Origin of the sequence: Anatilimnocola floriformis (assembly GCF_024256385.1) — a bacterium.
Taxonomy (GTDB): domain Bacteria; phylum Planctomycetota; class Planctomycetia; order Pirellulales; family Pirellulaceae; genus Anatilimnocola; species Anatilimnocola floriformis.
Window position 1 is genome coordinate 4055554 of the sequence record NZ_JAMLFW010000001.1, and the last position, 21896, is coordinate 4077449.

Sequence of the window (21896 nt, forward strand, 5' to 3'; positions counted from 1 at the left end):
TCGCCATCAACGGGCAATTCAAATTACGTAGTAACTACTTTGAGGATTCAGTCATGGGCAACCGAGCGTTTTGGGCCATCTTGTGGGTTATCGGCATTCCACTTCCGGTCGTGGTCGTGCTCTACATGATTTTCGGCGGCGGTTGCAGCGGCGGCTAAGCGACTACTTTTTGTCGAACTTATCGCCGGTGACTTTCAGTTGGCCTTCGAACTTTTCGAGGCCAACTTGATGCTTGTCCTTGAGTTCGCGCAGGCCGTTGAAAATCAATTCGTTATCGGCGAAGAGATAAAACGGCTTGAGCGCGTCGTGGCCGATGCGGGCAAGTTCGTTCTTTCGCGCGGTTGCCTTGGCATCGGCTGGCTGAGTGAGCAACGACAAATTGCACAGTTGAAACAATCGCTTGCGCGTGTCGATGTCGGGCGACTTCATTAGCGCTTCGTGAACCTTCTTTTTCTCGGCGACTGTCAGCTCGCGCGCCAGATTCTTGAGCTGCGTTAGCGAAGTCGCGTTGATGCGATCGAGCAACGCCTTCGGCTCCGTTTCCATGATCTGGTCGTGGTGCTTCTTGGCCGCAATCAGCAACGTCAGCGGCTTGTCGACTTCTTCACGCAGTTCTTGCTGCGTCAGGTCCTTTTGCTTGCTGGCGACATCTTCGAACGCTCGATAGGCGATGGTCGCTTCAAAGTCGAGGATCCGCGACTCGGCCAGATCCTTCTGCCGCTGATCCTTCATTGTGGCGAGGATTTCGCGGGCCTTGCGGATCTCGTCTTTACCTTCCGGCAGTTGGGCGAAGTTGAGCCGCAGCGTGATCGCTTCCGACTTCCAATTATCGTTGGCATTCCACTGAGCCTTGATGGCGGGCGAGCCTTCCAGCCAGCGAATCCGCTTCGGCGCCTCGCCCCGCCAGATCACGGCGCCGTTGCTGGCGATAGTCTTGAGCTGGCTCGGGTTCGCGGCGGACGGTTTCTTCAGGAAAATCTGATAGGCCTGCTCGTCGATCGCCTGCGCTTGCTTGAACACCTTCGGCTGGCGGATCGGGTCCTTGGCCACGGTATACATGCTGTACAAATCGATGGCCGCTTCCGATTCTTCGGCCAGCGTGAGGAGTTGCATGTCGGGCAACTGATGCTTGGTGGCCGCTTCGGCTGCCTGGTGAAAATGATTGAGTGCCTCTTCGCTGAGAGTCAGCTTCGCAGCCCGGTCGGCGAGTTTGCCGATCGCCCGCTTGTCGACGGCGAGCCAGAACGACGCTTCAACTTCGTCGCTGGGTCGGAGCTTGTCGGACTCGACGGCTTCGTTGAGCTGTGCGACGGCGATCTTGAGAATTTCAATTCGCTCGTCGTTCTTGGCGAAGCCGGCGAAGGGATCGGTCGCGTAGCGATACAGACAGCGGCCGTAGTTCATCTGAGCCTTCGCCACCGGCAAGCCGCGGTCGCGAGCCGAGCTGATCGCAAAACCGAAGGCGTCTTTCGACTTGGCGTAATACTCGGTCAGGCCGAGATAGTAGGCGTAGTCTTCGTAGGCATTGGCGAGCGCGGTGTAAGCGTTTTCCTTTTGATTCCGCCCGCTACTTTGCGTGGCCTCAAGAGCGTGTTTTACGGCGAGTTGCAGGTGGTAAGCCTTGGTGTTGACCGCCGGTGTGCCGCCGCCGAGGAGCGTGCGGACTTCGCCAGGCGTAACTTGCGGAGTTAAAAACGCGAGTCGCAAATGAATGTCGCTGAGTCCTTCGCGGCAGAGCGAATTCAGTTCATACGGATCATCGGCGGGAAGTTCCTTGAGCACCGCTTCGTAGCGCGTGCCGGCGAGGCGGATGTTGGGGATGTCGCTCTTGTCGTACGAACGAAAGCGGAGCACATAGGCCGAGAGAAAACGCATGCCGATGTTTGTTGACTTGCCATCGGGATCGTGCTTGTCGACTAGTTCGTACAACCGCTGCATGCGATCGTCGCGCTGCGTCGACTCGGCAGGAACGGCAGCGAGCGTGCGACCGTAGCCGACTAGGTAGTTGATGTTGGTATCGAGCGCGCGAGCCCGGTCGAACGCCTGATTCGACAGCGAAATGGCCACCGTGCTGGAGTCGCGCACGTCGGATTGCTTGGCAGGATCGATATTCACGATCAGCGGACTGCGTTGCAGCAAACGCCCCTTCGCGCCCCAGAGAAAAGCGAGTTCCTTTGGCGGCTCCTTGGCATCCTTCATGGCAGGATGCAGGACTACGGGATTGATAATGTTCTGCAGCACACCTTCGTCGTTATCGCGCGAGCCTTCCGCAAAGCTGAAGTAGAGAAACTGCTTATCCTTCTGAGCGATCAGCAATTTGTGAAAGGCTTGCACGATCTTGGGATCGAGCGGCGAGTTCTCGGGAGCCGCCCGCAGATCAGCGAGGGCAGCGACGTATTCGAGCAGGCGGACCGCGTGAAATTGATCGAACATCGCCGCGGTGCGCGAGTCATTCCGGCCACTGGCAATCCACTGCTGGACCTTTTTCCAGTCGGGCTTTTCCTGGCGGGCCTCAACGATGGCCGAAACCACTTGCAACGCCGGCGCTTGCACCTGGGCATCGTTGGCGACGGCCTGCAAACCGGCCAGCTGCGAACCAGCGGCTGGCGACAAGTCGGCAAAGCGGAGAATGTCTTCGTCATCGAGCTTGAGAGCTTTGATCGCTGAAATGGCAAACACGTCGCCAGCGCCCTGACGGCGAGACGCGGTAAACCAGCCGGGCAGCGGTCGATGCTTGAGCAGGTCACCGATGTTGCGGGCGGCGTCTTCTTGTTGAAAGACATTGCCGCTATTCGCGAGCAAGCGCGAGCGAACGAAGTTTCCATAGGACTTCAAATCGGCGTCGCTGTTGCCGATGGCATTCAAGGCGCGATCGATCTTGGTGCTCCACTCCTGCGTTTTTTCCGGCGTGGGCGTAGGAGTGGTGAGTATTTCGCATTCGATGCGAAGTAGCGACGGAATCGGTCCCTTCCCATCACCGGCATCGCGGCTGAGCGTGGCGAGGATCGCTTGAATCACCTTGTCGCTGGCGGGATCGGTATGAAGCACGTCGCGCAGCACGAGAGCTTCGACCTTGGCCTGCCATTCGGAAAACTGACGATGGCTGGCGAGATCGTCGGTCGGGCTGCGGAGCAATGTTTGCAGCGGAATGGCCGCCGCGGCACTCCAGGGTGGACCTTGTTGAGCGCGGCCCAGTAATTTTTGAAACCACTTCACGCCATCGCCCGATTTGATGACGCGGTTCACGAATTCCACGAGAGCAACGTTCGGATCCGCTTTGGGATCGGCAAAGGAAACTTCCAGGCTGAGGTCGGCTTCGGTTTGCGCCATTCCGGCCAGATCGCTCTCGCTGCCAGACGACTTGCGAAACTGTTCGTACGCCTTGCTGAAGTCGCCCCAGGCAAACTGCACGGCAGGGAGCTGGTTTTCTTTCAGCTCGGTGCTAGTCAAATGCCCGCGCAACCGTTCGGCGAGCAACTGCATGGCGGCCCGCTGCGGCAGCAGATGCGTCAGCGACTCGAGCGCCTTCTCGGGAAGTTCGACGGCCGATTGCCGGATCTCGGCGAGAAACTCGTCGCGCAGTTGGACGACCGTTTTTACTTCCTCGGCGCCGAAGTGGAGTGATTCCAAGCGAGATTCGCCGAACAACTCGGGCTTGAGATCGATGACCGCAGCGGCGACTTCGTCGTTGGCGAGATAGAAGTTGTCACCCATGCTGGCTTTGAGCGTGAGGAGTTCGAGCAACTGCACGCGGTCGACGAGGTTCTGCTCGAGAGCCAATTCCTGTTCGAGATAGCTTTTGATGGCGAGCAAGTTTTCGGCGGGCGGCGGATTAGCAGTTGCGTAATGCAGATGCAACTCTTCAACGTCGATCTGATGCCGCAGCGAAACCGACAGCTCGAGAGCGGCTGCCGACTTCTCACGCAACTCGGTCAAGGTTTGCTCGGCGAGTTGCAACGATTCGCTGGTCCCTTCCAGACGTTTGGTCTGAGCCAGATCGAGCAGGCGTTTGAGCTCGGGGGCTTCGTGGCGAAGGAGAGCATCCTTCCACAACTGGCGTTCCCAGACAGCGAGGGCTTCCTTGGCGATTTGACTTTCGGGGCCGACTTCGCGACTGCCTTCTTTGCCCGCCGCGATTACTTGCAGGTAATGATTCCACAGCCCTTGCTTCCCCGGCAGCGCCGCAGCCGTCGACAGCGGCTCGATGAGCTGAGCAATGGCGGTCCGTTTTTCACTATCGTTCAGCGCGCCAGTAGCGCCGGCCTGTGCGCGGGCCAGACCGAAAATGATCTCGTTACGGAGATCGATTTCCTTGGGGGGCAGGGATTCAATTTCCTGATGCAGCAGTGTGTATGCCTGCAGCGCTTCGGCTCGTTTGTTGTCGAGCAGCAGTTGTTCGACCGACTGCAAGCGGCTGCGATACGCGGCGACATCGAACTCTTTTTCTCCTTGGCCGGTTAGCAGTGGTTGCGTGAGAGCCGGCGGCAGAAATGGTTTGATGCGAGCCCAGACCGCGGGATGCGTCGCCGACGCGGCAAGGAGCACGGCAACGATGGCGAAGGTCGCGAGAACGGCCTGCGCGGTTGCGAAGAAGTTGAAGCGGGTTGCTTCGGCCTTGGCGAGTTGCTTGACAAATTCGCCGCAAGAGGGATATCGATCCTCAGGCTTTTTCGACAGCGCCTTTTTGAGAACCGCGCGGACGTTGCGATTCGGCACGAACTTGAGATGGTGAACGCCGGTGTCTTTGGCTGCGTAGACGGCGGTCGAAGTGTTGCTGACGAAAGGCCAGCGGCCGGTGCGCAGCTCGACGTATGTGACCGCGAGCGAGTATTGATCGCTGGCCGGCGACGGCTGGTTTTTGTTGATCGCTTCCGGCGCGGCGTAGGGCAACGTGAAGGCGTTGGTCGTCGCGCGAATGTCGCCCAATTCGCTGGCCAGGCCGTAGTCGCAGACTTTGGCGACATCGCCGACGAGCATGATGTTCTGCGGCTTGATGTCGCGATGGACGATTTCGCAACGATGCAAATAGTCGAGGCCGCGGGCCGCCTGTTCCATGTATGGCAGAACTTCATCAGCTGGCAGGGCGGCGAGCACGTCTTCTTCGGCTTCGGCCTGCGTTTGCGATCGACGGTCGGCGACGGTGTGCGAACCGGCGCTCGTGGCCCCCTTCACCTGCGTGGCTCCCTTGCGGGCACTTTTGGACAGGGACTTCTGGCTGATTTCGTGCGAGTATTCTTTCTGCCGATCGTGCAGCGTTTTGTGGCCGAGCTCCATCGCGACGACGAGCCAAATGGCCTGGCTGTGATCGTCCTCCCGCGTGCTGGCGGGCTGCGGTTGCTGGAATGTCTCACGAATGTTGAAGGAGTCGGTTTCAGGCGATTGGCTGGGAATCATCGTCCCTTGAATCGCAGGCCGCGGCTGATTCTGTTGTCCTTCGCCCACCGTGGTCGCGGCGAGGCCGCTGCCCGGCGTCACTTTCGGCTGCACGACGTGTGTATCGACAGCGACACTGTTCGGCGCTGCGATGATCGTGCCATCGCGATCGAGCAGCCAGTAGTCGATGAGCGTGAGCAGGTTGCCGTGCAGGATCTTGCGATCCTTAATTAGCCGCAGCGCTCGGAACTCTTTTTTGCCACCCTTTTGTTCCAGGTTGACGACCTTCAGCGCGCGCTCGAATCCGTTCTCGGTCACTGCCAGCCAAACGATGCCAAAAGTACCTCGCCCCAGCTCGCGCGCCAGGCGATAGCCGGGGACCGGCGTATCGCCGACTTTGAAGGCAACGGAGTGCCGCGAATGAGGATGTGGCATGAGCTCTGGTTCGCGCAAACACCGCGCGATGGCGATGGCTGCTCAGGCAAGAAACGAGTGAATTTTTCGGCTGGCGGGGCCTGCGTGCAACATACGGCAAACCGCCCAGAAAGGCAACGAATAACGGGCCGTTTGCAGAATGGCGCGAGCGCTGGTTCTTACCTCGGTAAGCGTGAACCGCGAGCCGTTGTTTCGATGTATGCAGCGGGTAATTTTTGGGCCAAATCTCGGGATTGTAAGGGCGAGCCCCGCAAAACGGTTGACCCTGCTGACGGGGAAAGAGATAACGCTTCTTGTACCCACCTAGGGGGCGATTACGATGGAACGGACCTGCCAGCCCACCTCCCCTTGAAGCAGGGCTTTGTGCACGCGCCACCGCCGGTAATTCGCCGCGTCTGAGAAAGCACCGAGATGTCTGCAGCAAGCCGAAAGTCGACTCGTTTTCTTGCCCCCAAAAAAGCTCGGCCAACTGCTCGCAAGCCTCAGGTTCGCAAGGCTTTCTTCGAATCGCTCGAAGGTCGTGCGATGATGGCGTTCACGCCGGGGGATGTGTTTGTTGGCAGCATACTTAGTCCGCCCGCTTTGTACGAAATCACTGGTGGCGGAGATTTTTCGGCTGCAAGCCCCGTGGCTAATCTTGGCAGCCAGACGTTCGGACAAATCGCCTGGTCACGCGACTTGAACACGGCGTATATCGCATTGTTCGACAATAGTTCCGTTGTCGCCGTAAACTCTGCCGGCGTTGTCACCCCCTTTGCCACTGGTTTGTCAGGTCCCACGGGACTGATTCTGACCAATGACGACCGTCTACTCGTGTCCGAACTTACCTCGGGAGAGGTCACCGACATCACCGTGGGTGGCGACTTTACGAGCGCGACACCCTATGCATCAGGCCTGAATAATCCCCGAAACATGGTGCAGGTGCCTGGTGGGCAAATACTGGTTGGTGAAGACGGCAGCGGCGAGGTCACCGACTTGGCGACGGGCGGAGACTTGTCAGGTGCAACTCCATTTGCCGCTGGTCTCGGTAGCGTTACGGACATCGCGCAATCCAGCAGCGGCGCGCTTTACGTAAGCGACCGTTTGGGTTTAAGAGTCTTGAACATCAGCTCCGGCGGAAATTTCACGGGCTCCACTCCATTCGCTACCGGTCTTTTCTTCGGCGGTCTGACATTTGACGGCGCAGGCCGGTTGCTGGCGGCGGCCATCAACACTCCGCGAATTTACGACATTTCTGCAGGCGGGGATTTTTCTGGTGCGACTCCATTTGCAAACTTGCCAAGTGGCGTAAACCTGGATTCGCTACTGGATACCGTGCCTGCTAATACCCCTGGTACGTTGACCCCAGCGCTGAGCGGTGGCAACTTGGTGATCACCGATACGGACGCGACCGGTAAGAACAACGCCTTCTCAGTTTCCAATAACGGCGCGGGGAGCATCGTTATCACGGATGCGGTGGAGAAGTTCGCCAGCACCGGCGGCATCGCCGGCGCTGTGCTCAGCGATGGCAATAAAACGCTGACCGTGCCTGTTGCTTCGATCGCGGGAACGCAGATCATCATCAACGGCATGGCCGGCAACGACACGCTCACGGCCAATGTCGCCACCGCACTTGGCAAGATTCTGACGTTCAACGGCGGCACACCGACAGTCGGTCCTGGCGATAAGTTGATTGTCACCGGAGGTTCGTTTGCCACCGGCACGCTGAATCACACCAATGCCAGCGACGGCAGTGTGGTGCTGGGCCCGAACACGATCAATTACACCGGCCTGGAACCGGTCGATGTTACTGGCTCGACGTTCACCGCCCTGATCATCAATTTGCCGGACAACGCGGCGACCGGCGACGATACGGAGCTGAGCTTCGATGGTGCGAACCTCGCCGTGACGAGCCTGAATGCCACGCACGAATCCGATCTGATCGCGGTCGCGGGCTTGGCGTCCGTCACCGTGAACGCGCGGGCCGGTGACGACACGATCCGCCTCGATGCGACGATGGCGACCTTCAACAAAGCGCTCGTGCTCAATGGCGATGCGGGCGCCGACAAGTTTGTCTTCGAGAGTGGCATCGCGGCCCCGGGAACGATCACAGTCAATGGCGGCGCGGGCGGCGCTACGCTCGATTACAGCGGCTTCAAAGTCGCTGCTGTCGATACGGCCGTCGACATCAATCTGACGGCGACCGCCGCCAATGGTTTCACCGGAACGGTCAAGGTCGGCGCGACCACGGTTGCCTCGTTCACGGCGATCAGCGGAGCGACCGGCAATAGCGCCACGACCACCGACTCACTCACCGGTTTGAATGCGACGTCTGCGTGGACCATCGACGAACCGGCCAATAGCAAATACGTGTCGACCGGGACGTTCAATTTCACGAAGTTCGAAAAGCTGAACGGCGGCAGCGGCAGCGATGGTTTTGTGGTTACCAATCCCTCCGCCACGGCAATGACGCTGGCCGGCGGCGGTGGCACGAATAGCTTGAATTTGTCAGCCGTGGCGAATGCCAACGTGACGCTGACAAATGTCGATGCCGCGGGCGCCGATGGGATCGAGACAACCAAGAGCATCACTTTCAGCGACATCAAGACTCTGACGGGCGATGGAGCCAGTTCACTGACGGGTACGAACTCAGCGAGCACCTGGGTTATCGATGACGGCGCTGCAAATACCTACGCAACCGATCTGACTTTCTCCGGCTTCAAAACTCTGACCGGCGGCAATGGCATTGATACCTTCAACGTACGCAACAACAGCGGGGCAATTGCGTATTCACTCAATGGCGGCGCTGGCGTTGATGCATTCAACTTCGGAAATGCAAATTCGCTGGCCGCGATCAGCAAGAACATTTCCGTTGACGGCGGCGCTGATGGCGCAACGCTGACGTTGAACGATCAAGCTCTCGCGACAAACATCAACTACAGCGCTGGCGCGAATACGATCGGTCGCGATGGTAGTGGCATTGTTTCTTACTCGAACGTCACCAACCTCACGCTCAACGCGACCAACGGCACGAACACAATCAAGCTGACGGCCGTGCCGGCAGCGACCGGCACGAAGACTTTCAACGGCGGAACGGGCGATGACACGCTCGATACGGCGGGCATCGCCAATAACGTGATCGTCACCGCTCCAAATGCGACCAAGGGTTTTGACGGCACGATCAACGGCGCGGGGTCGTTCACTGGCATCGAGTTCTTCAAGGGAAACAACGCCAGCACCTTTGTGGGTGACGACGAAATTGCTACCTGGACGGTGAACGACAGCGGGACGAACACCTACATCTCGCAATCGCGCACGGCGAATATCAGCGGCTTTAGCACGTTGCAAGGCGGCTCGAAGGTCGACACGTTCAACGTGCTCGATAATAGCGGCACGCTCGCCTACACGCTCAAGGGCGGTGCTAGTCTCGATGCCTTCAACTTCGGCAATGCCAATTCGCTGGCCGCGATCAGCAAGAACATTACCGTCGATGGCGAAACCGATAGCGCGACGCTCACACTGAATGACCAGGCCGTTGCGACGAACATCAATTACACGCTCGGCGCGAACACGATCGGCCGCGATACCGGCGGCGCTGTGACTTACTCGGCGGTCAGCAATCTGACCTTGAATGCGAGTAATGGCTCGAACAACATCAAGATCACCGCCGCGCCGACGGCGACTGGCACGAAGTTGATCAACGGCGGCACCGGAAACGACGTGCTCGATCTGTCGGCGCTGGCCGCATCGAAGGTAACGCTCACTGGCTTGACTGTTGCGCCGGCTTCGACGGGTTTCGATGGCAACGTCGATAGCGTCGCGAGCTTCACTGGCGTGGAAGAAATAAAGGGAAGCACTGCAGGCGCCACCGACGAATTGATCGGCCTGAATGCTGCTGCGACGTGGACCATCAACGATGCGACCGGCAATTCTTACGCGACGACGCGCACACTGAAGTGGTCGGCCTTTGAAAACCTGACCGGCAACGCCGGCATCGATACCTACAAGGTGCAGAACAACGCCACGAGCAACACGCTGACGCTAGACGGGAAAGCCGGGGGCGACAAGTTCCTGATTGGTGACACGGTCAATAAGCTCGCGGGCCTCAAGAATCTCAATGTCATCGGCGGCGCCGATGCTGGTGATGAACTAACTCTCAACGACCAAGCCGAGGCGGGCGCGAGTAACTACAACTTCACCGCGACCGACGTGACCAAGGTCGGCGGCGTTGCGGTTTCGCACAATACGGTGGAGAAGATCACGCTCAATGCGAGTGCCGGCGCGAATGCGATTACGGTGTTCGACGGTGCTTACAACCCTGCCACCACGATCAAGCTCGTCGATACCACCGGCGCGAGCACACTGGCTGTCGACGATACTGCTGACGTAGCGAACAACACTTGGACCATGTCCGCAGCGCAAGTCGTGCGTACCGCGCCGACACCTACGCTGACGATTGATTACAGCAGCCAGGCGACGATCACCAATTTGAGTCTGGCCGGTGGTTCCGCCGTCGATAACGTCACGGTAAGCGGGACTAAAATCGCGACCAGCGTCAGCGGCAACGACGGCAACGATGTCTTCACCGTCGGCGGTGGCGATCTCGATAATTTCCTTGGTCAACTGACGATCAATGGCGGCACGCACAACCTGGCCGACACCCGCACGGTCTTCAAAGGTGGAGCTACTCCGGGGCCCGCCGACATCGTCTTCAATGCGAGTTCTTCGTCCGTCGCCAAGGGCGATACGCTGACGGTTAACGATGCGGTGCAAACCGGCGTGACGAAATATGCAGTCAACAATACGACGGTCAGCCGAACTGGCGCGGCGAAGTCGGTGACTTATTCGAGTATCGAACTTCTCAATGTCCTGGCTGGCTCCGGCGATAGCGACGTCGTCATCAATCTGCCGACGGCTGCGCCCGATCTGCCGTTTGTGGTGTCGGTCGATGGCGGCAACGCGGCGGCTGACAATCGCGTGCAAATCAAGGGAACCGACGCGGCCGATGCTATCACGATCGGCAACGGCACGGCGGTCGAGACCAATCGTTCGCAGTTCGAAGTGACGAGCGTCACGCGGCTGTGGGTCGAAGGTGGCAAGAACGCCGACGTCATTCACAATCGCAGCACCGTGCCGGGCTTGCTCGACGGCGGTTATGCGAAGTCTTCGGCGGCCATCGATCCTGGTAACCAGGACGACGTGATTGCCTCCGATGCTCCGAGCACGACGGCCTTCAGCCCGGTGCTGCTCGGCGGCGATGGCCTCGACTTCCTCTACACGACAAACGGCAGTGCGGCTGGCACGACTTATCTCGTCGGCGATTACTTCGTCAACAACAACGTTCCGCTGACTTCTGGCAGTGCGACGAAGACCTCGCGGCTGCAAATTGTCGGGGGCACAGGCCAAGCTGGCGATCGATACGTGACGAATCACACGCCGGCCGTGAACTTGCGCAACCGTGTTCTCGCTCGACTCGATACGGCGGCCAATAGCTACAGCGGCCGGTTTGCCAATCTCACGGCCGATACGATCGGCAGTACGCTGGGGGTGATCGAATGGCTCCGCGGCCGGTTGCCGCTGACGGTCACAGCGGCTGGTATGGCAGGTGAACTGAGCAAGATCAATCAGCAGATTCGGTTATTCACGCGCGAACCAGGTTCAGCCGCAGCGCCAGCGTTCCCGAATGCTTCATACAACCCTGGTGGTGTTTCGAGCGGCGGCTCGGCCAGTGGTGGTGAATATATCGAGGAAGAAGAGGCAGTCGAGCCGACGACTCTGGTGCAGAATCCGTTCGATGCCGGCGACGTGAACGGCGACGGCCGGATCACGGCCTTCGATGCGATCATCATCATCAACGACCTGAACCTGCACGGCGCGCGGAAGCTCGATAACGGTGGCAGTACAAATGAGCCGCTCGACTTCCTCGACGTTAACGGCGACTCATCGGTCTCGGCCTTCGATGCGATCATCGTGATCAACCGTCTCAACTCGGAAGGCAGCTCGACCTATGCGTTGCCGAACCCGCTCGACTGGTTCATCGCCGCCGACGCTGCGGAACAAGCGGCAGCCGATTTCGCCGCGAGCCTGCCGGCTGACTTACCGAATAGTTTGAGCGACGATGCGCTCCTCGCGCTGCTGGCTACATATGGTGATGCTGACGATTCGGAGTAGCGGCAAACAGCAGAACCGCAGCGCTATCTAGCTTCCCACAACTGGCGCTGTTACCGTGAAGCGACGTGGCTGAGAGGTTTTCCGGCCACAGCGGGCGATTGTTTCCGCAATGCGCCCGCTCCCGCCGTTTATCCTCTGGAGAATCCCATGTCGAATTGGAAGGCATTGTTGCTCACAGGTGTCGTGGCCGCCTGCGTCAGCTCGGTTTACGCCGCGGATAAGGCCCCTGCTTTGAATTACAAAGTCAAGAACATCGCCGGCAAAGAAGTCGACCTGTCGCAATACAAGGGCAAGGTGCTGCTGGTGGTGAATGTCGCCAGCCGCTGCGGCCTGACCGGTCAATACAAAGAGCTCGAAGCCTTGCACGAAAAGTACGGCGACAAGGGCCTAGCCGTGATGGGCTTCCCCTGCAATCAGTTCGGCAAGCAAGAACCCGGCAGCGAAGCCGACATCGCCGAGTTTTGCAGCAAGACCTACGCCGTGAAGTTCGACATGTTCTCGAAGCTGAACGTCAACACGGTCGAGAAGGACGGCGCGGTCATCGAAGAAGCCGATCCCTTCTACAAGTATCTGACCTCGGTCGCCACCGAACCGGCCAAGCCGGGCAAGATCACTTGGAACTTTGAGAAGTTCGTGATCGGCAAGAACGGCGAAGTCGTCGCCCGCTTTGCCCCGCGCACCGCTCCCGATGCTCCGGAAGTGATCAAGGTACTCGAAGCGGAATTGGCCAAGTGATTTGAAGGCAGAAGTTAGAAGGCAGAATGCAGAAGTAAAATACAGGCCCCGCGTGGTGAAACACGCGGGGCTTTTTTGTTGCTGTAGGTAGCCCGACGCGTGAGCGAGGGATTGGGCGCGAGAACTCTGGATTCGGCAACGTGCGACAGCACAACTTGCCGACGATGCTAGCAAGCTGCTCTCGGCAAGACGGCTGGAGAACTTGAGCGAATCTGCGACTGATCTTGCTCTTTCCTGGCGCGGTTGTTATTCCCCGGTTCACGAATTTTCGTTCCCGGGTTTTTAACAAGGTGGTCTGTTGCCGGTGATGCGTCTTGGCGTCATGGTCGTCGCGGGTTTAGCAGTGCTTGTCGCTGCGGCGCAAGCGATTGCGCAGCCAGCGATCTCGTTTCCGCCGAGCCGCAACTTCCCCATGGGAACTTCACCGGCTGCCGCGCCGCCGCCGAGCTTCGGTGCGGTCCCCAGCTTCACCGCGCCGCTGCAACCTGCGCCGGGAACGGCGGGCCCGGCGATCAATACCATCAATCCCGGCGCGCTCGGCAGTCCGTTGCCCTTTGATCCCTATTCGCCGAACGGCCCAGCCAGCGCGCAGTTCTGGTCGTCTCCTTCGCCGCCTCCCGCGTTACCAAACAGCGTCCTGCCGCCGAATCCCAATGCCCCGGCGTATGGCTCGCAATGGGCGCCCTCGGTAACCGGCCAGCCGAACTCGCTTTATCCGAATGGTTTCGGCGGACCGAACAGCGGCTACTACGATCCTTACAACGCGCTGCGGCTGATCAATGACGTCCGCTTTCGCGATACCTATGTCACCTCTGGCAACAACCCCGATGACCTGGGGATCAACGATGCGGAAGTGAGCGTGACGTTTACTTTTCCAAATTTCCTAACACTCGGTCAGCCTTTGTTCATCACGCCAGCGTTTGCCATTCATAACTGGGATGGGCCCTCGGACGGCATTCACAATTTGCCCGGCTCGGCCTACAGCGCTTATCTCGATCTGCAATTTGCAACCGATCCAAATCTGACGATCGGCGGCGAGTTTGGCTTTCGAGTCGGTGTGTACTCCGGCTTCGATACGTTCACCAAGGACAGTGTTCGTTTTCAAGGACTCGCGCTGGGCGTGACGCGCATCACGCCGACGCTCACCGCCAAGCTCGGCGTGATGTATATCGACCGCAACGACATCAAGATTTTGCCGGCCGGTGGGTTGCTCTGGCAGCCGAATCCGCAGCTTCGCGTGGATATATTCTTCCCGCAGCCGCGCATTTCCCAGTATGTGACGACCGTCGGCACTTATGAACTGTGGTGGTATCTCGCCGGTGAATATGGCGGCGGCGCGTGGACGGTGAAACCGACCGATGCCGATCCCACGCAGGGAATCGACATCAACGACTTTCGCGCGTCGCTCGGCCTCGAGTGGAGCAGCCCCGCTGGTTTGAACGGCTTCATCGAAGGTGGCTACGTCTTCAAACGCAAGCTGGTCTATACCGCGCCGTACGAGGAGTTCAGTTTGAACGACGCCTGGATGGTCCGGGCCGGCGTTTCGTACTAAGAGGTACTCTGCATGCGGTACCTCCGAATCCTTTCCTTCGCGGGGATTGCCGCGGCCATTGTCTGGGCAAATTTCTGGATAAGCGAACTGCACGCTCAGCAGGAAATCGTGCGTCGGCCGCCACCGGGACTCGCTGGCGTGCAACTCGGCACCGAGGCTCGAAAGTTTCAGCAATCGAGCCAATTGCAGCCCTATGCGGTGCCGGGAGAAATTCAGCTCGCCACGCAAATGGAACAGCCTGAGCTGCTGCCACCGCCCGATGGCGTCGTGATGCCCGGTCAGCCGTTCTTGTATGACGCGCTGAATCAGCCAGCCGAAGTCATCGGCCCTGGACAGGAATTCAACAGCGATGGCACGGTCAAGTTGAGTCCGTACAAGAAGGGCTTTTTCCAAAAGCTCTGCCTCTCTGCCGATTGGCTCGGTGGCGGCAGTGATCCCAAAGACCTGGGCATCACCGAAATTGAGTCGTCACTCACCGTCGCCTTGCCCGCGCCAATTCGCGAATGGCCGCTGTTCATCATGCCGGGCTACAACTTGTACTTGATGCAGGATCCCGGCGGCCTGCGCGACATGCCGTCGCAGTTGCACACAGTTTATCTCGACTTCACCTGGGCGCCGCAGTTCTTTGATCGTCATCGGTTGCTTCTCACCGTAGCGCCGAGCTTGTACACCGATTTTCAAGTTTCCACTTCGGACGCCTTTCGCCTTACCGGCAAGGCGCTCTACGTCTGGGATGCTCAGCCAGACCGACTGCAGTTCGTAGCCGGCGTGCTATATCTCAATCGCGACAACATTCGTTTGCTCCCTGCCGGCGGCGCTATTTGGAAGCCGACGCCGGACTACAACTTTGAGTTGATTTTCCCCAAGCCGAAGCTCGGCATGCGCGTGAATGTCGACAACGGCTACGAAGACTGGCTCTACATCGCCGGAGAGTTCGGCGGCAATACTTGGGCAATCGAGCGAGATAGCGGAGCTGATGACAAAGTCACCTGGTCCGACTGGCGATTGCTCGGTGGATACGAGCGCCGCCTCGATGGCGGCGCTGGTTATCGTTTAGAAGCCGGTTACGTGTTTAACCGGAAGGTTGAATACGCGTCGGCCGTCGGGGACTATAACCCGCGACCGACGTTTATTGTGCGTGGTGGGATCTCGTTCTAGTTGGTTTACAGTCCCGACAACTTGAGTAGCGCACCAGCTTTGCCGGTTTCGCCTTCCTTGTTGGTGCCGATGATCGTGATGTAGACGCTGCCGTCGTCGGCAAACGTCAACGCGGTCGGCTTGTCGAGCTTGGCGACCTTGGCCACCTTCACCGATTGCTTGCCACCCTTGTTCTCTTGGTCAAGGCGATACAAGCCACCTTCCGACGGTTCCATCCAGGCGAAGTCGGTCGCGTACAGCAAGCCGGTCTTCGGGGCGTAAGCGAGGCCGGTGATGTCGAACAGTCCGGTCTCGAGGTTCAGCAGCTTCTTGCCGGTCTTGGCCGAGTAGAACGTCAGCAGGCCGTCCTTCGGCTTGTTGATTTCGCCCATCTGGCCGACGACAATCTGCCCTTCCGCATTGATCGTGATCGCCACCGGAGCGTCGACTTCGGTTTCTTCCTTGGTCGCAATCGAGCGCGTCAGCTTGCCGAACTTCGTGCCGTTTCGTTCGATCTTGGCGACCCAACCCTTGGTGTCGTCGCCGTTGCAGGTCACGTAGATCGCGGTCGAGGTCACAGCCACGCCGTACAGGTTTCCTTCCGGCTTGATGTCGCCCTCAGTAGCCAACGGGCCGATCTTTTCCTTGGCATCTTTGTCGAAATCAATGGCTGGCTTGCCGGCTTCGGGCACGGTGAAGATGCGAACGTATTCGTCGCCGTCCTTATAACCGCCGTCGCCGACGACAAGGGTGTTCTTGTCCAAGAACGCAATGCCGAGTGGTCCGATGTCATACATCGGGCCCTTGCCGTAAATATCCTTGCCCGAGCCAACGATCACGTCTTCGGCTTTGCCGTTGACGACGCGAATGATCTTGCCGGCGCCGCTGTCGGAAACGAACACATGTCCCGTCTCGGGCTGAATCGCCACGCCGCAGGGATTGTTCAAGCCGCTGACGATCGTTTCGGTTTTCACTTCAGCCGAAGCGATGTTCGCCGCCAGTGTGATGGATAACAGGGCGACGCAACCGCAGGCCCAGGCCAGATACTTCTTCATGTGCTGCTCCGTTTCGCGGAAATTCGGGGAGATGGTTGGAGTGACGGTGGGAAAGGTAATAGAACGCCGGTGTCACGCGCGAGCAAGTGTAGCCACACGCCCAGTGACGCGTGATGACGACACTACTTCGCCGGCGCAGGTGCACGCGGTGCAACAGGGGCAGGCGGCGGCGCTGCCGGCAGAGGAGCCACAGGAGCTGGCGGCACGGCGCCGGGTGGAAGTGGAGGGCCCGGCGGAAAGAACTGCTCTTCGATGCTGGCCAAAAACGCATCGAGCGGAAAGACCGCGACGATGGCATCGGCTTTGATGACTTTCAGGTACGCGGCGGGAATCGGCTTTTCATCGCCCGAGACAACAATCGTGTCCCCCTTCTTCAAAAATGAGACCACGCTGTCGGTCTTCAGTTTCTCACCCTTCGTGTTGTAGAACTTGATCTCAGCTTCGGCCACGCCGTTGGCCATGACCACTGGCTTCCAAGTTTGCTCGCCGGTCTTTTCGTCGATCTCGGGCATCGAGTCGATGAAGGCCAAGTTGAATTTTTTCTCCTTCGCATCGTAGCCCTGAAAAAAACCGAGCATCGGCGAGGTCGCTTCCGGCAACCCCATCGACTTCGGCGATGGTGGTTCCTTAGGAACCACGGGCGCCAAAGGAACTGGTTGAGCCTGAGCGACAACCGCGAGCAGTAACAACAGCAAAAAAGAAATAGCCAGGCGCATGGGCAGGCTCCGGAAAAAGTCTGAGGCAAAAAGCAGATTCAGCCCACGATTATCGAGGCTGCTGCGAAGTCTGACCAGCGGGCAAAACCAGCTGCGCAGCCGCTGCCGGCACTTCGGCTTTAACCTTCGGCTTGCGATCGGCAAACTTCAACCAGCCCCCGATAAAGACCAGAATCACGGCCAGCAGCAGGTTGATGTTCATAAACATCGCCGCGTTGGCTTGCACCTTCTTGGCCAGATTGGTTTTGCCCATCAACAACGCGGCGATCGTAAAAATCGGCAGCGCCAGAACGAGCTTGATGCCGCCCAGCATGCTGTAGTTCAATCCACCCGGAACGGCAAAGGTGTACTTCGACGCGAGCCCGAGATTCGCGATGCCGCTGAGGAGCAACATGCCCGTAGCGATGCCCACGACCATCGCCCAGCGCGAGCGAACGCCTTGATGGACCTCGGCTCGTTTTTCCGCATCCATGCCGAGCAATGTCGGCAACAGCGCGAACCGCATGAAGATGGTGCCACCCATCAGCGTGATGGCGCCCAGGATGTGCGTGTAACGCAGGAGCAAATTGACAAAAAACAGCGGGTCTTCCATTGCGGGCCAATCAGGTGGAATGTTTGAAGTTGACTGGCCCCCAGTGTAGCCATCACCTGCCGCGCAGTGTATTGGTTCACCGCCGCTGATTACTGGGCGAGCAGCTTTTCGACCTCTTCCGCCAGCTCTTGCTCACGGTTAAAGATTTTGACCATCCCCTTTTTGTCGACCAGCCAAACTTCGGGAATCGCGTTCACACCGTACTTTTGCGCAAAGCTGTTTTCCCAACCTTTGCCTTCAAAGCAATTTGGCCAACTCATCTCTTTGTCGGCAATGACTTCCTTCAGCTTGTCTTTGTCGCTGTCGAGCGAGATGCCAACCACTTCAAAGCCCTTGTCCTTCAACTTCTTGTAGGTCGCCACGACCTTCGGCATTTCGCGCATGCAGGGTGGACACCAAGTGGCCCAGAAATCAACCAGCACCACTTTGCCGCGCAGCTTGGCGAGATCAACCTCGCGTCCATCAACGGCTTGGAAAGAAAGCTCCAGCGGCTTGCTGATGAGTTCCTGGCGAACGCGAACCCATTTGAGCTTGGCAGTAGCTCGCTCCGCGATATCCGAGCGCTTGCTCTCGCTGAGAGCGACAAGATTCCTTTCGGCGTCTTCGCTCTCGGCAGCCGAATCGACCAGAATATTCAACAATGCATTTTCATGCTTGCCGTCGGGGTAATGCGTCACGTGCTTTTCGAACGCCTCAGTGACGCTCGCCAGTTTGCTTTTCCCGGCAACCAAGTCACGAGCTTGCACTTGCACGTTGAGCGCACTCACATCCTCCTTCAAATCATCCGGGATGTCTTTCGCACTGTTGATCTGCTGAAGAATCTCTTTCGATGTCAGGCCACCACCGCCGAGTTTTTCGCCCGTCTGTTGCAGAATGCGAACCTGCAGCAGCTTCAAATGCCAACGCCCCGGGTCGGTGGCGAATTTTTTGTAAAAGGCCGTTTGCTGCTTTTCGAAAACGTCGATCCCGCCCACGCCGTTCTTGAATAGTTCGCGTTGGATGGCGTTCGCGACGCTCTCGGCTGAATCGCCTGCCGGCAGATCAGAATCATCGGCCCAAGCCGTCATGCCGAGAAGGCAGATGCCAGTCAATGACCATAAGAATGACGTTCGCACCATGATCGGACTCCAGCAATCGGAGGATTGAATGAATAGTAGAGATCACGTCAATGTAATGGGTAATTACTAGTGTGACCATTGCTGACAGTTGCGGTGATTACATGTAGTTTTTAACGGTTTTCGTGCGGCAATCCGCTGCGGATTGTCGCCAATTGTTCAGATGCATACCGCAGCCCTTGACGCATTTATGCCACCTTTCGTAAGTTGCAAACCGGTTGGTTTCACCACCCGTTTTTCCTACTAGGTTCCCGCCAGTTCCAAGGCAGAATAGAACGCTTCGTGAACGGATTTGCTGATTTCACCATCGTCGAGGGACGCGGCTTTTACCGCCCCGTGCTAGAGACCACACTCGATGAAGCCGTCGCGCTAATCGCGGGCGCGATTCAACACGCGCGCGAACAAGGATTGAAGCAACTATTGGTCGATCAGCGCGGCCTCACTGGTTTCGAACCGCCGAATACTTTTCAGCGATATTACTTGATGAACCGCTGGGTCGAAGCAGCCGACAGCCGGGTGCAAGTGGCGATGATTCTCCGTCCTGAAATGGTGGACCCCGATAACTTCGGCCTGCGAGTGGCCGAGAATCGTGGCTTTCTCACGAACCGCTTCGAGACGGAAGAAGCCGCGATTGCCTGGTTCGACGGCAAGTAGCAGCCGTGACTGGCAGCGCGACTTTTCCGCCCCTCGCCAGTGGCGTGGCAGGTCTCTAAACTACGGGCAATTCTTCGCCCAACTTCGTTTTCGAGACTCCCATGCCCTCGTTCGACGCTACCGCCGTGCTGGCCCAACTCGATGCTGCTGCTACCGCGGGAAAAATCACCCCCGCCGCCGCGGCCAACGTTCGCATCTGGCTCACGGAGCCGCGCTACAGCGACTATGCCGAGGAAACCGCCCGCCACGTAACCGAGGGCAAATGGAAGGAACTGGACGACGCCTTCTGGACCATCATTCCCTTCGGCACCGGCGGCCGACGCGGCAAGATGTACCCCATCGGCTGCAATGCCATCAACGATCGGACGATCGGCGAAAGCGCGCAGGGCTTGGCCACGTATGTGCTCGAACAAAAGTTGCCCGCCGATCAACTGAGTTGCGGCATCGCCTATGACACACGCCACAACAGCCGGCGGTTTGCGGAACTGTGCGCGAGCATCATGGTCGCGAACGGTTTCAAGGTTTTTTTCCTCGACGACTATCGCAGCACGCCTGAGTTGTCGTTTCTCGTCCGCAATAAAAAGTGCGCCTGTGGCATCATGGTCACCGCGAGTCACAACCCGCCCAGCGACAACGCGGTGAAGGTCTACTGGTCGAGCGGTGCGCAGGTCATCCCGCCGCACGACAAAGCCATTGTCGATCGCGTAATGAACACCGACGTGATCAAGAAGACCGATTTCAACGCTGCCGTCGCAGAAGGCAAAGTCATCTTCTGCAAGGAAGAGGTCGACGAAGCCTTTTATCAAAACGTTTACGGCCAGAGCTTCTTCGGCCCGCGAAATATCAAGATCATTTATTCGCCCTTGCATGGCGTGGGCGAATCAGCCGTCATTCCCGTTTTGAAGCGCGACAATTTCCAAGACATCGAAATCTATGCTCCGCATCGCGAGCAGAGCGGCGATTTTCCAAACGTGCCCGGCCACGTTTCGAACCCGGAAAACGTCGAAGTGTTTGACGCAATCATTTCGCGAGCCTATACATCCGGCGCAGACGTGATTTTGGCGACTGATCCCGATTGCGACCGCATGGGCTGTGCAGCGCCGGTGAAGATTCCGCTGTCGAAAGATATGAAGCAAACGCCCTGGGCCACCTTTAACGGCAACCAGTTGGGCGTGCTCCTGGCCGACTATGTGTGTGAGCAGCGGAAGAAAAACGGGGGACTAACGAAGGATCACTTCCTGGTGACGACCCTCGTCACAACCCAAATGATTCGCCGCCTGGGAGAATCCTATGGAGTGAAGACCTACAACAACCTGCATGTCGGCTTTAAGTGGATTGCGAAGCAAATCGATGAAGGTGGGCCCGATTTATTCCTCTTCGGCACCGAGGAATCGCACGGCTTTCTCATCGGTCAATACGTGCGTGACAAGGACGGCGCTGCGGCCTGCATGCTGATGGCCGAGCTCGCTGCGGTTTGCAAGGACCAGAAGAAGACGATCCACGAACGGCTCGACTCACTCTATTGGCAACACGGCTACCACGGCGAACGGGTGCTGAACGTGACGATGCCCGGCTCGGCTGGCATGGCGCGGATGCAGTCGCTCATGGGCAACTTCCGCTCGAACCCGCCGACATCGCTCGCCGGCATCAAGGTGACGCAAGTTCGCGATTACAAGAACCTCACCACCACGCCCACCGGCGGCAAACCGACAAAGCTCGATGCCCCGCCCGCCGACATGGTCATTCTCGACCTCGAAGCCGAAGGCAACTACGTCGCCGTCCGCCCCAGCGGCACCGAGCCGAAGGTGAAGTTCTACATGTTCACCTACGTCCCCGCCGAACAACTCGCCGACCTCGATCGAACCAAGGAAGAAATGAACGAGCGAATGAAGGCGTATGAAACGGATCTGAAAGCCTTCGCAGATAAGGCCTAGTATTGGGCTGCGGCTAGAGCCCTGACTCGCTATAGCGGCGTGCCAATTCAGCAGGCAATTGGCCTGGCGCCAAATTACGGACATGCTCGCGCATTGCCAGTTTGTCGGCGGCGGTTGCTGCAAACCCTTGAACGGTGAAGCGGCCGCGAAAGATGCCGTCGTTCATCATTCCCAGCAGCACAGCCCGGGACATGGCGGACGTACTCCCACGATCAGGTCGAAGAAGCAGCAACTCAGCTCTTGCTCTACGGCGACCTGGCCCGCACTTCGCTCCCGGCAAACAGGTGCGGCTGCAATTTGGCGTTCTGACTAAACCCAAGGTGCCATGATTCCGTCCAATTCTATAAACTCGGCCGTTCATACTATCTTGGAAGACACCAAACAGTGATATTGTCACTCCACACAGTTTCTCTGGGCAGCATCGAAGATCGCATTTGCGGTGTGATCC

Annotated in this window: 12 protein-coding genes; 6 read left to right on the forward strand and 6 right to left on the reverse strand. The window is 58.4% G+C overall.

The genetic code is table 11. The features are described 5' to 3' along the window. Positions 1 to 162: 162 nt before the first annotated feature. A complete protein-coding gene (locus tag M9Q49_RS15615; RefSeq protein WP_254509724.1) occupies positions 163 to 5808 on the reverse strand; it encodes a serine/threonine-protein kinase in 5646 nt (1881 codons plus the stop codon). Positions 5809 to 6219: 411 nt separating this feature from the next. On the opposite strand from M9Q49_RS15615, the gene M9Q49_RS15620 reads away from it, so the two are divergent. The 4 genes from M9Q49_RS15620 to M9Q49_RS15635 all read left to right on the forward strand — a co-directional run bounded on the left by M9Q49_RS15620 (position 6220) and on the right by M9Q49_RS15635 (position 15403). Further along, complete coding sequence (locus M9Q49_RS15620; protein ID WP_254509725.1) at positions 6220 to 11958, forward strand: dockerin type I domain-containing protein; 5739 nt, start codon at positions 6220 to 6222, stop codon at positions 11956 to 11958. A 147-nt stretch (positions 11959 to 12105) separates the two neighbouring features. Then, the gene (locus tag M9Q49_RS15625) at positions 12106 to 12693 is read left to right on the forward strand and encodes a glutathione peroxidase (protein ID WP_254509726.1); all 588 of its coding nucleotides are present in this window, start codon (positions 12106 to 12108) and stop codon (positions 12691 to 12693) included. Positions 12694 to 13000: 307 nt separating this feature from the next. Then, complete coding sequence (locus tag M9Q49_RS15630; RefSeq protein ID WP_254509727.1) at positions 13001 to 14245, forward strand: hypothetical protein; 1245 nt, start codon at positions 13001 to 13003, stop codon at positions 14243 to 14245. 12 nt (positions 14246 to 14257) lie between these two features. Next, the gene (locus tag M9Q49_RS15635) at positions 14258 to 15403 is read left to right on the forward strand and encodes a DUF6268 family outer membrane beta-barrel protein (RefSeq protein WP_254509728.1); all 1146 of its coding nucleotides are present in this window, start codon (positions 14258 to 14260) and stop codon (positions 15401 to 15403) included. Between the two features lie 5 nt (positions 15404 to 15408). On the opposite strand, the gene M9Q49_RS15640 is transcribed toward M9Q49_RS15635, so the two are convergent. From M9Q49_RS15640 to M9Q49_RS15655, 4 genes are all read right to left on the reverse strand, one after another. After that, the gene (locus M9Q49_RS15640) at positions 15409 to 16437 is read right to left on the reverse strand and encodes a hypothetical protein (RefSeq protein ID WP_254509729.1); all 1029 of its coding nucleotides are present in this window, start codon (positions 16435 to 16437) and stop codon (positions 15409 to 15411) included. A 122-nt stretch (positions 16438 to 16559) separates the two neighbouring features. Further along, a complete protein-coding gene (locus tag M9Q49_RS15645; RefSeq protein ID WP_254509730.1) occupies positions 16560 to 17153 on the reverse strand; it encodes a hypothetical protein in 594 nt (197 codons plus the stop codon). A gap of 49 nt (positions 17154 to 17202) precedes the next feature. Further along, complete coding sequence (locus tag M9Q49_RS15650) at positions 17203 to 17745, reverse strand: hypothetical protein (RefSeq protein WP_254509732.1); 543 nt, start codon at positions 17743 to 17745, stop codon at positions 17203 to 17205. Between the two features lie 89 nt (positions 17746 to 17834). Beyond that, positions 17835 to 18863: a TlpA family protein disulfide reductase gene (locus M9Q49_RS15655; protein ID WP_254509733.1), complete on the reverse strand. Its 1029-nt coding sequence runs from the start codon at positions 18861 to 18863 to the stop codon at positions 17835 to 17837. A 279-nt stretch (positions 18864 to 19142) separates the two neighbouring features. On the opposite strand from M9Q49_RS15655, the gene M9Q49_RS15660 reads away from it, so the two are divergent. After that, entirely contained in the window at positions 19143 to 19514 is a 372-nt protein-coding gene (locus M9Q49_RS15660; protein WP_254509734.1) for a hypothetical protein, read from the forward strand. Between the two features lie 101 nt (positions 19515 to 19615). Further along, positions 19616 to 21448: a phospho-sugar mutase gene (locus M9Q49_RS15665; RefSeq protein WP_254509735.1), complete on the forward strand. Its 1833-nt coding sequence runs from the start codon at positions 19616 to 19618 to the stop codon at positions 21446 to 21448. A 13-nt stretch (positions 21449 to 21461) separates the two neighbouring features. Here the strand turns inward: M9Q49_RS15665 and M9Q49_RS15670 are convergent, their stop codons facing one another. Beyond that, entirely contained in the window at positions 21462 to 21641 is a 180-nt protein-coding gene (locus tag M9Q49_RS15670; protein WP_254509736.1) for a hypothetical protein, read from the reverse strand. Positions 21642 to 21896: the final 255 nt, after the last annotated feature.

Bases quoted from the DNA above. Each gene is read 5' to 3' on its own strand.
- M9Q49_RS15655 (WP_254509733.1), bottom strand. From the start codon at position 18,863: ATGGTGCGAACGTCATTCTTATGGTCATTGACTGGCATCTGCCTTCTC.
- M9Q49_RS15670 (WP_254509736.1), bottom strand. From the start codon at position 21,641: ATGTCCCGGGCTGTGCTGCTGGGAATGATGAACGACGGCATCTTTCGC.
- M9Q49_RS15645 (WP_254509730.1), bottom strand. From the start codon at position 17,153: ATGCGCCTGGCTATTTCTTTTTTGCTGTTGTTACTGCTCGCGGTTGTC.
- M9Q49_RS15630 (WP_254509727.1), top strand. From the start codon at position 13,001: ATGCGTCTTGGCGTCATGGTCGTCGCGGGTTTAGCAGTGCTTGTCGCT.
- M9Q49_RS15615 (WP_254509724.1), bottom strand. From the start codon at position 5,808: ATGCCACATCCTCATTCGCGGCACTCCGTTGCCTTCAAAGTCGGCGAT.
- M9Q49_RS15650 (WP_254509732.1), bottom strand. From the start codon at position 17,745: ATGGAAGACCCGCTGTTTTTTGTCAATTTGCTCCTGCGTTACACGCAC.
- M9Q49_RS15625 (WP_254509726.1), top strand. From the start codon at position 12,106: ATGTCGAATTGGAAGGCATTGTTGCTCACAGGTGTCGTGGCCGCCTGC.
- M9Q49_RS15620 (WP_254509725.1), top strand. From the start codon at position 6,220: ATGTCTGCAGCAAGCCGAAAGTCGACTCGTTTTCTTGCCCCCAAAAAA.
- M9Q49_RS15635 (WP_254509728.1), top strand. From the start codon at position 14,258: ATGCGGTACCTCCGAATCCTTTCCTTCGCGGGGATTGCCGCGGCCATT.
- M9Q49_RS15640 (WP_254509729.1), bottom strand. From the start codon at position 16,437: ATGAAGAAGTATCTGGCCTGGGCCTGCGGTTGCGTCGCCCTGTTATCC.
- M9Q49_RS15665 (WP_254509735.1), top strand. From the start codon at position 19,616: ATGCCCTCGTTCGACGCTACCGCCGTGCTGGCCCAACTCGATGCTGCT.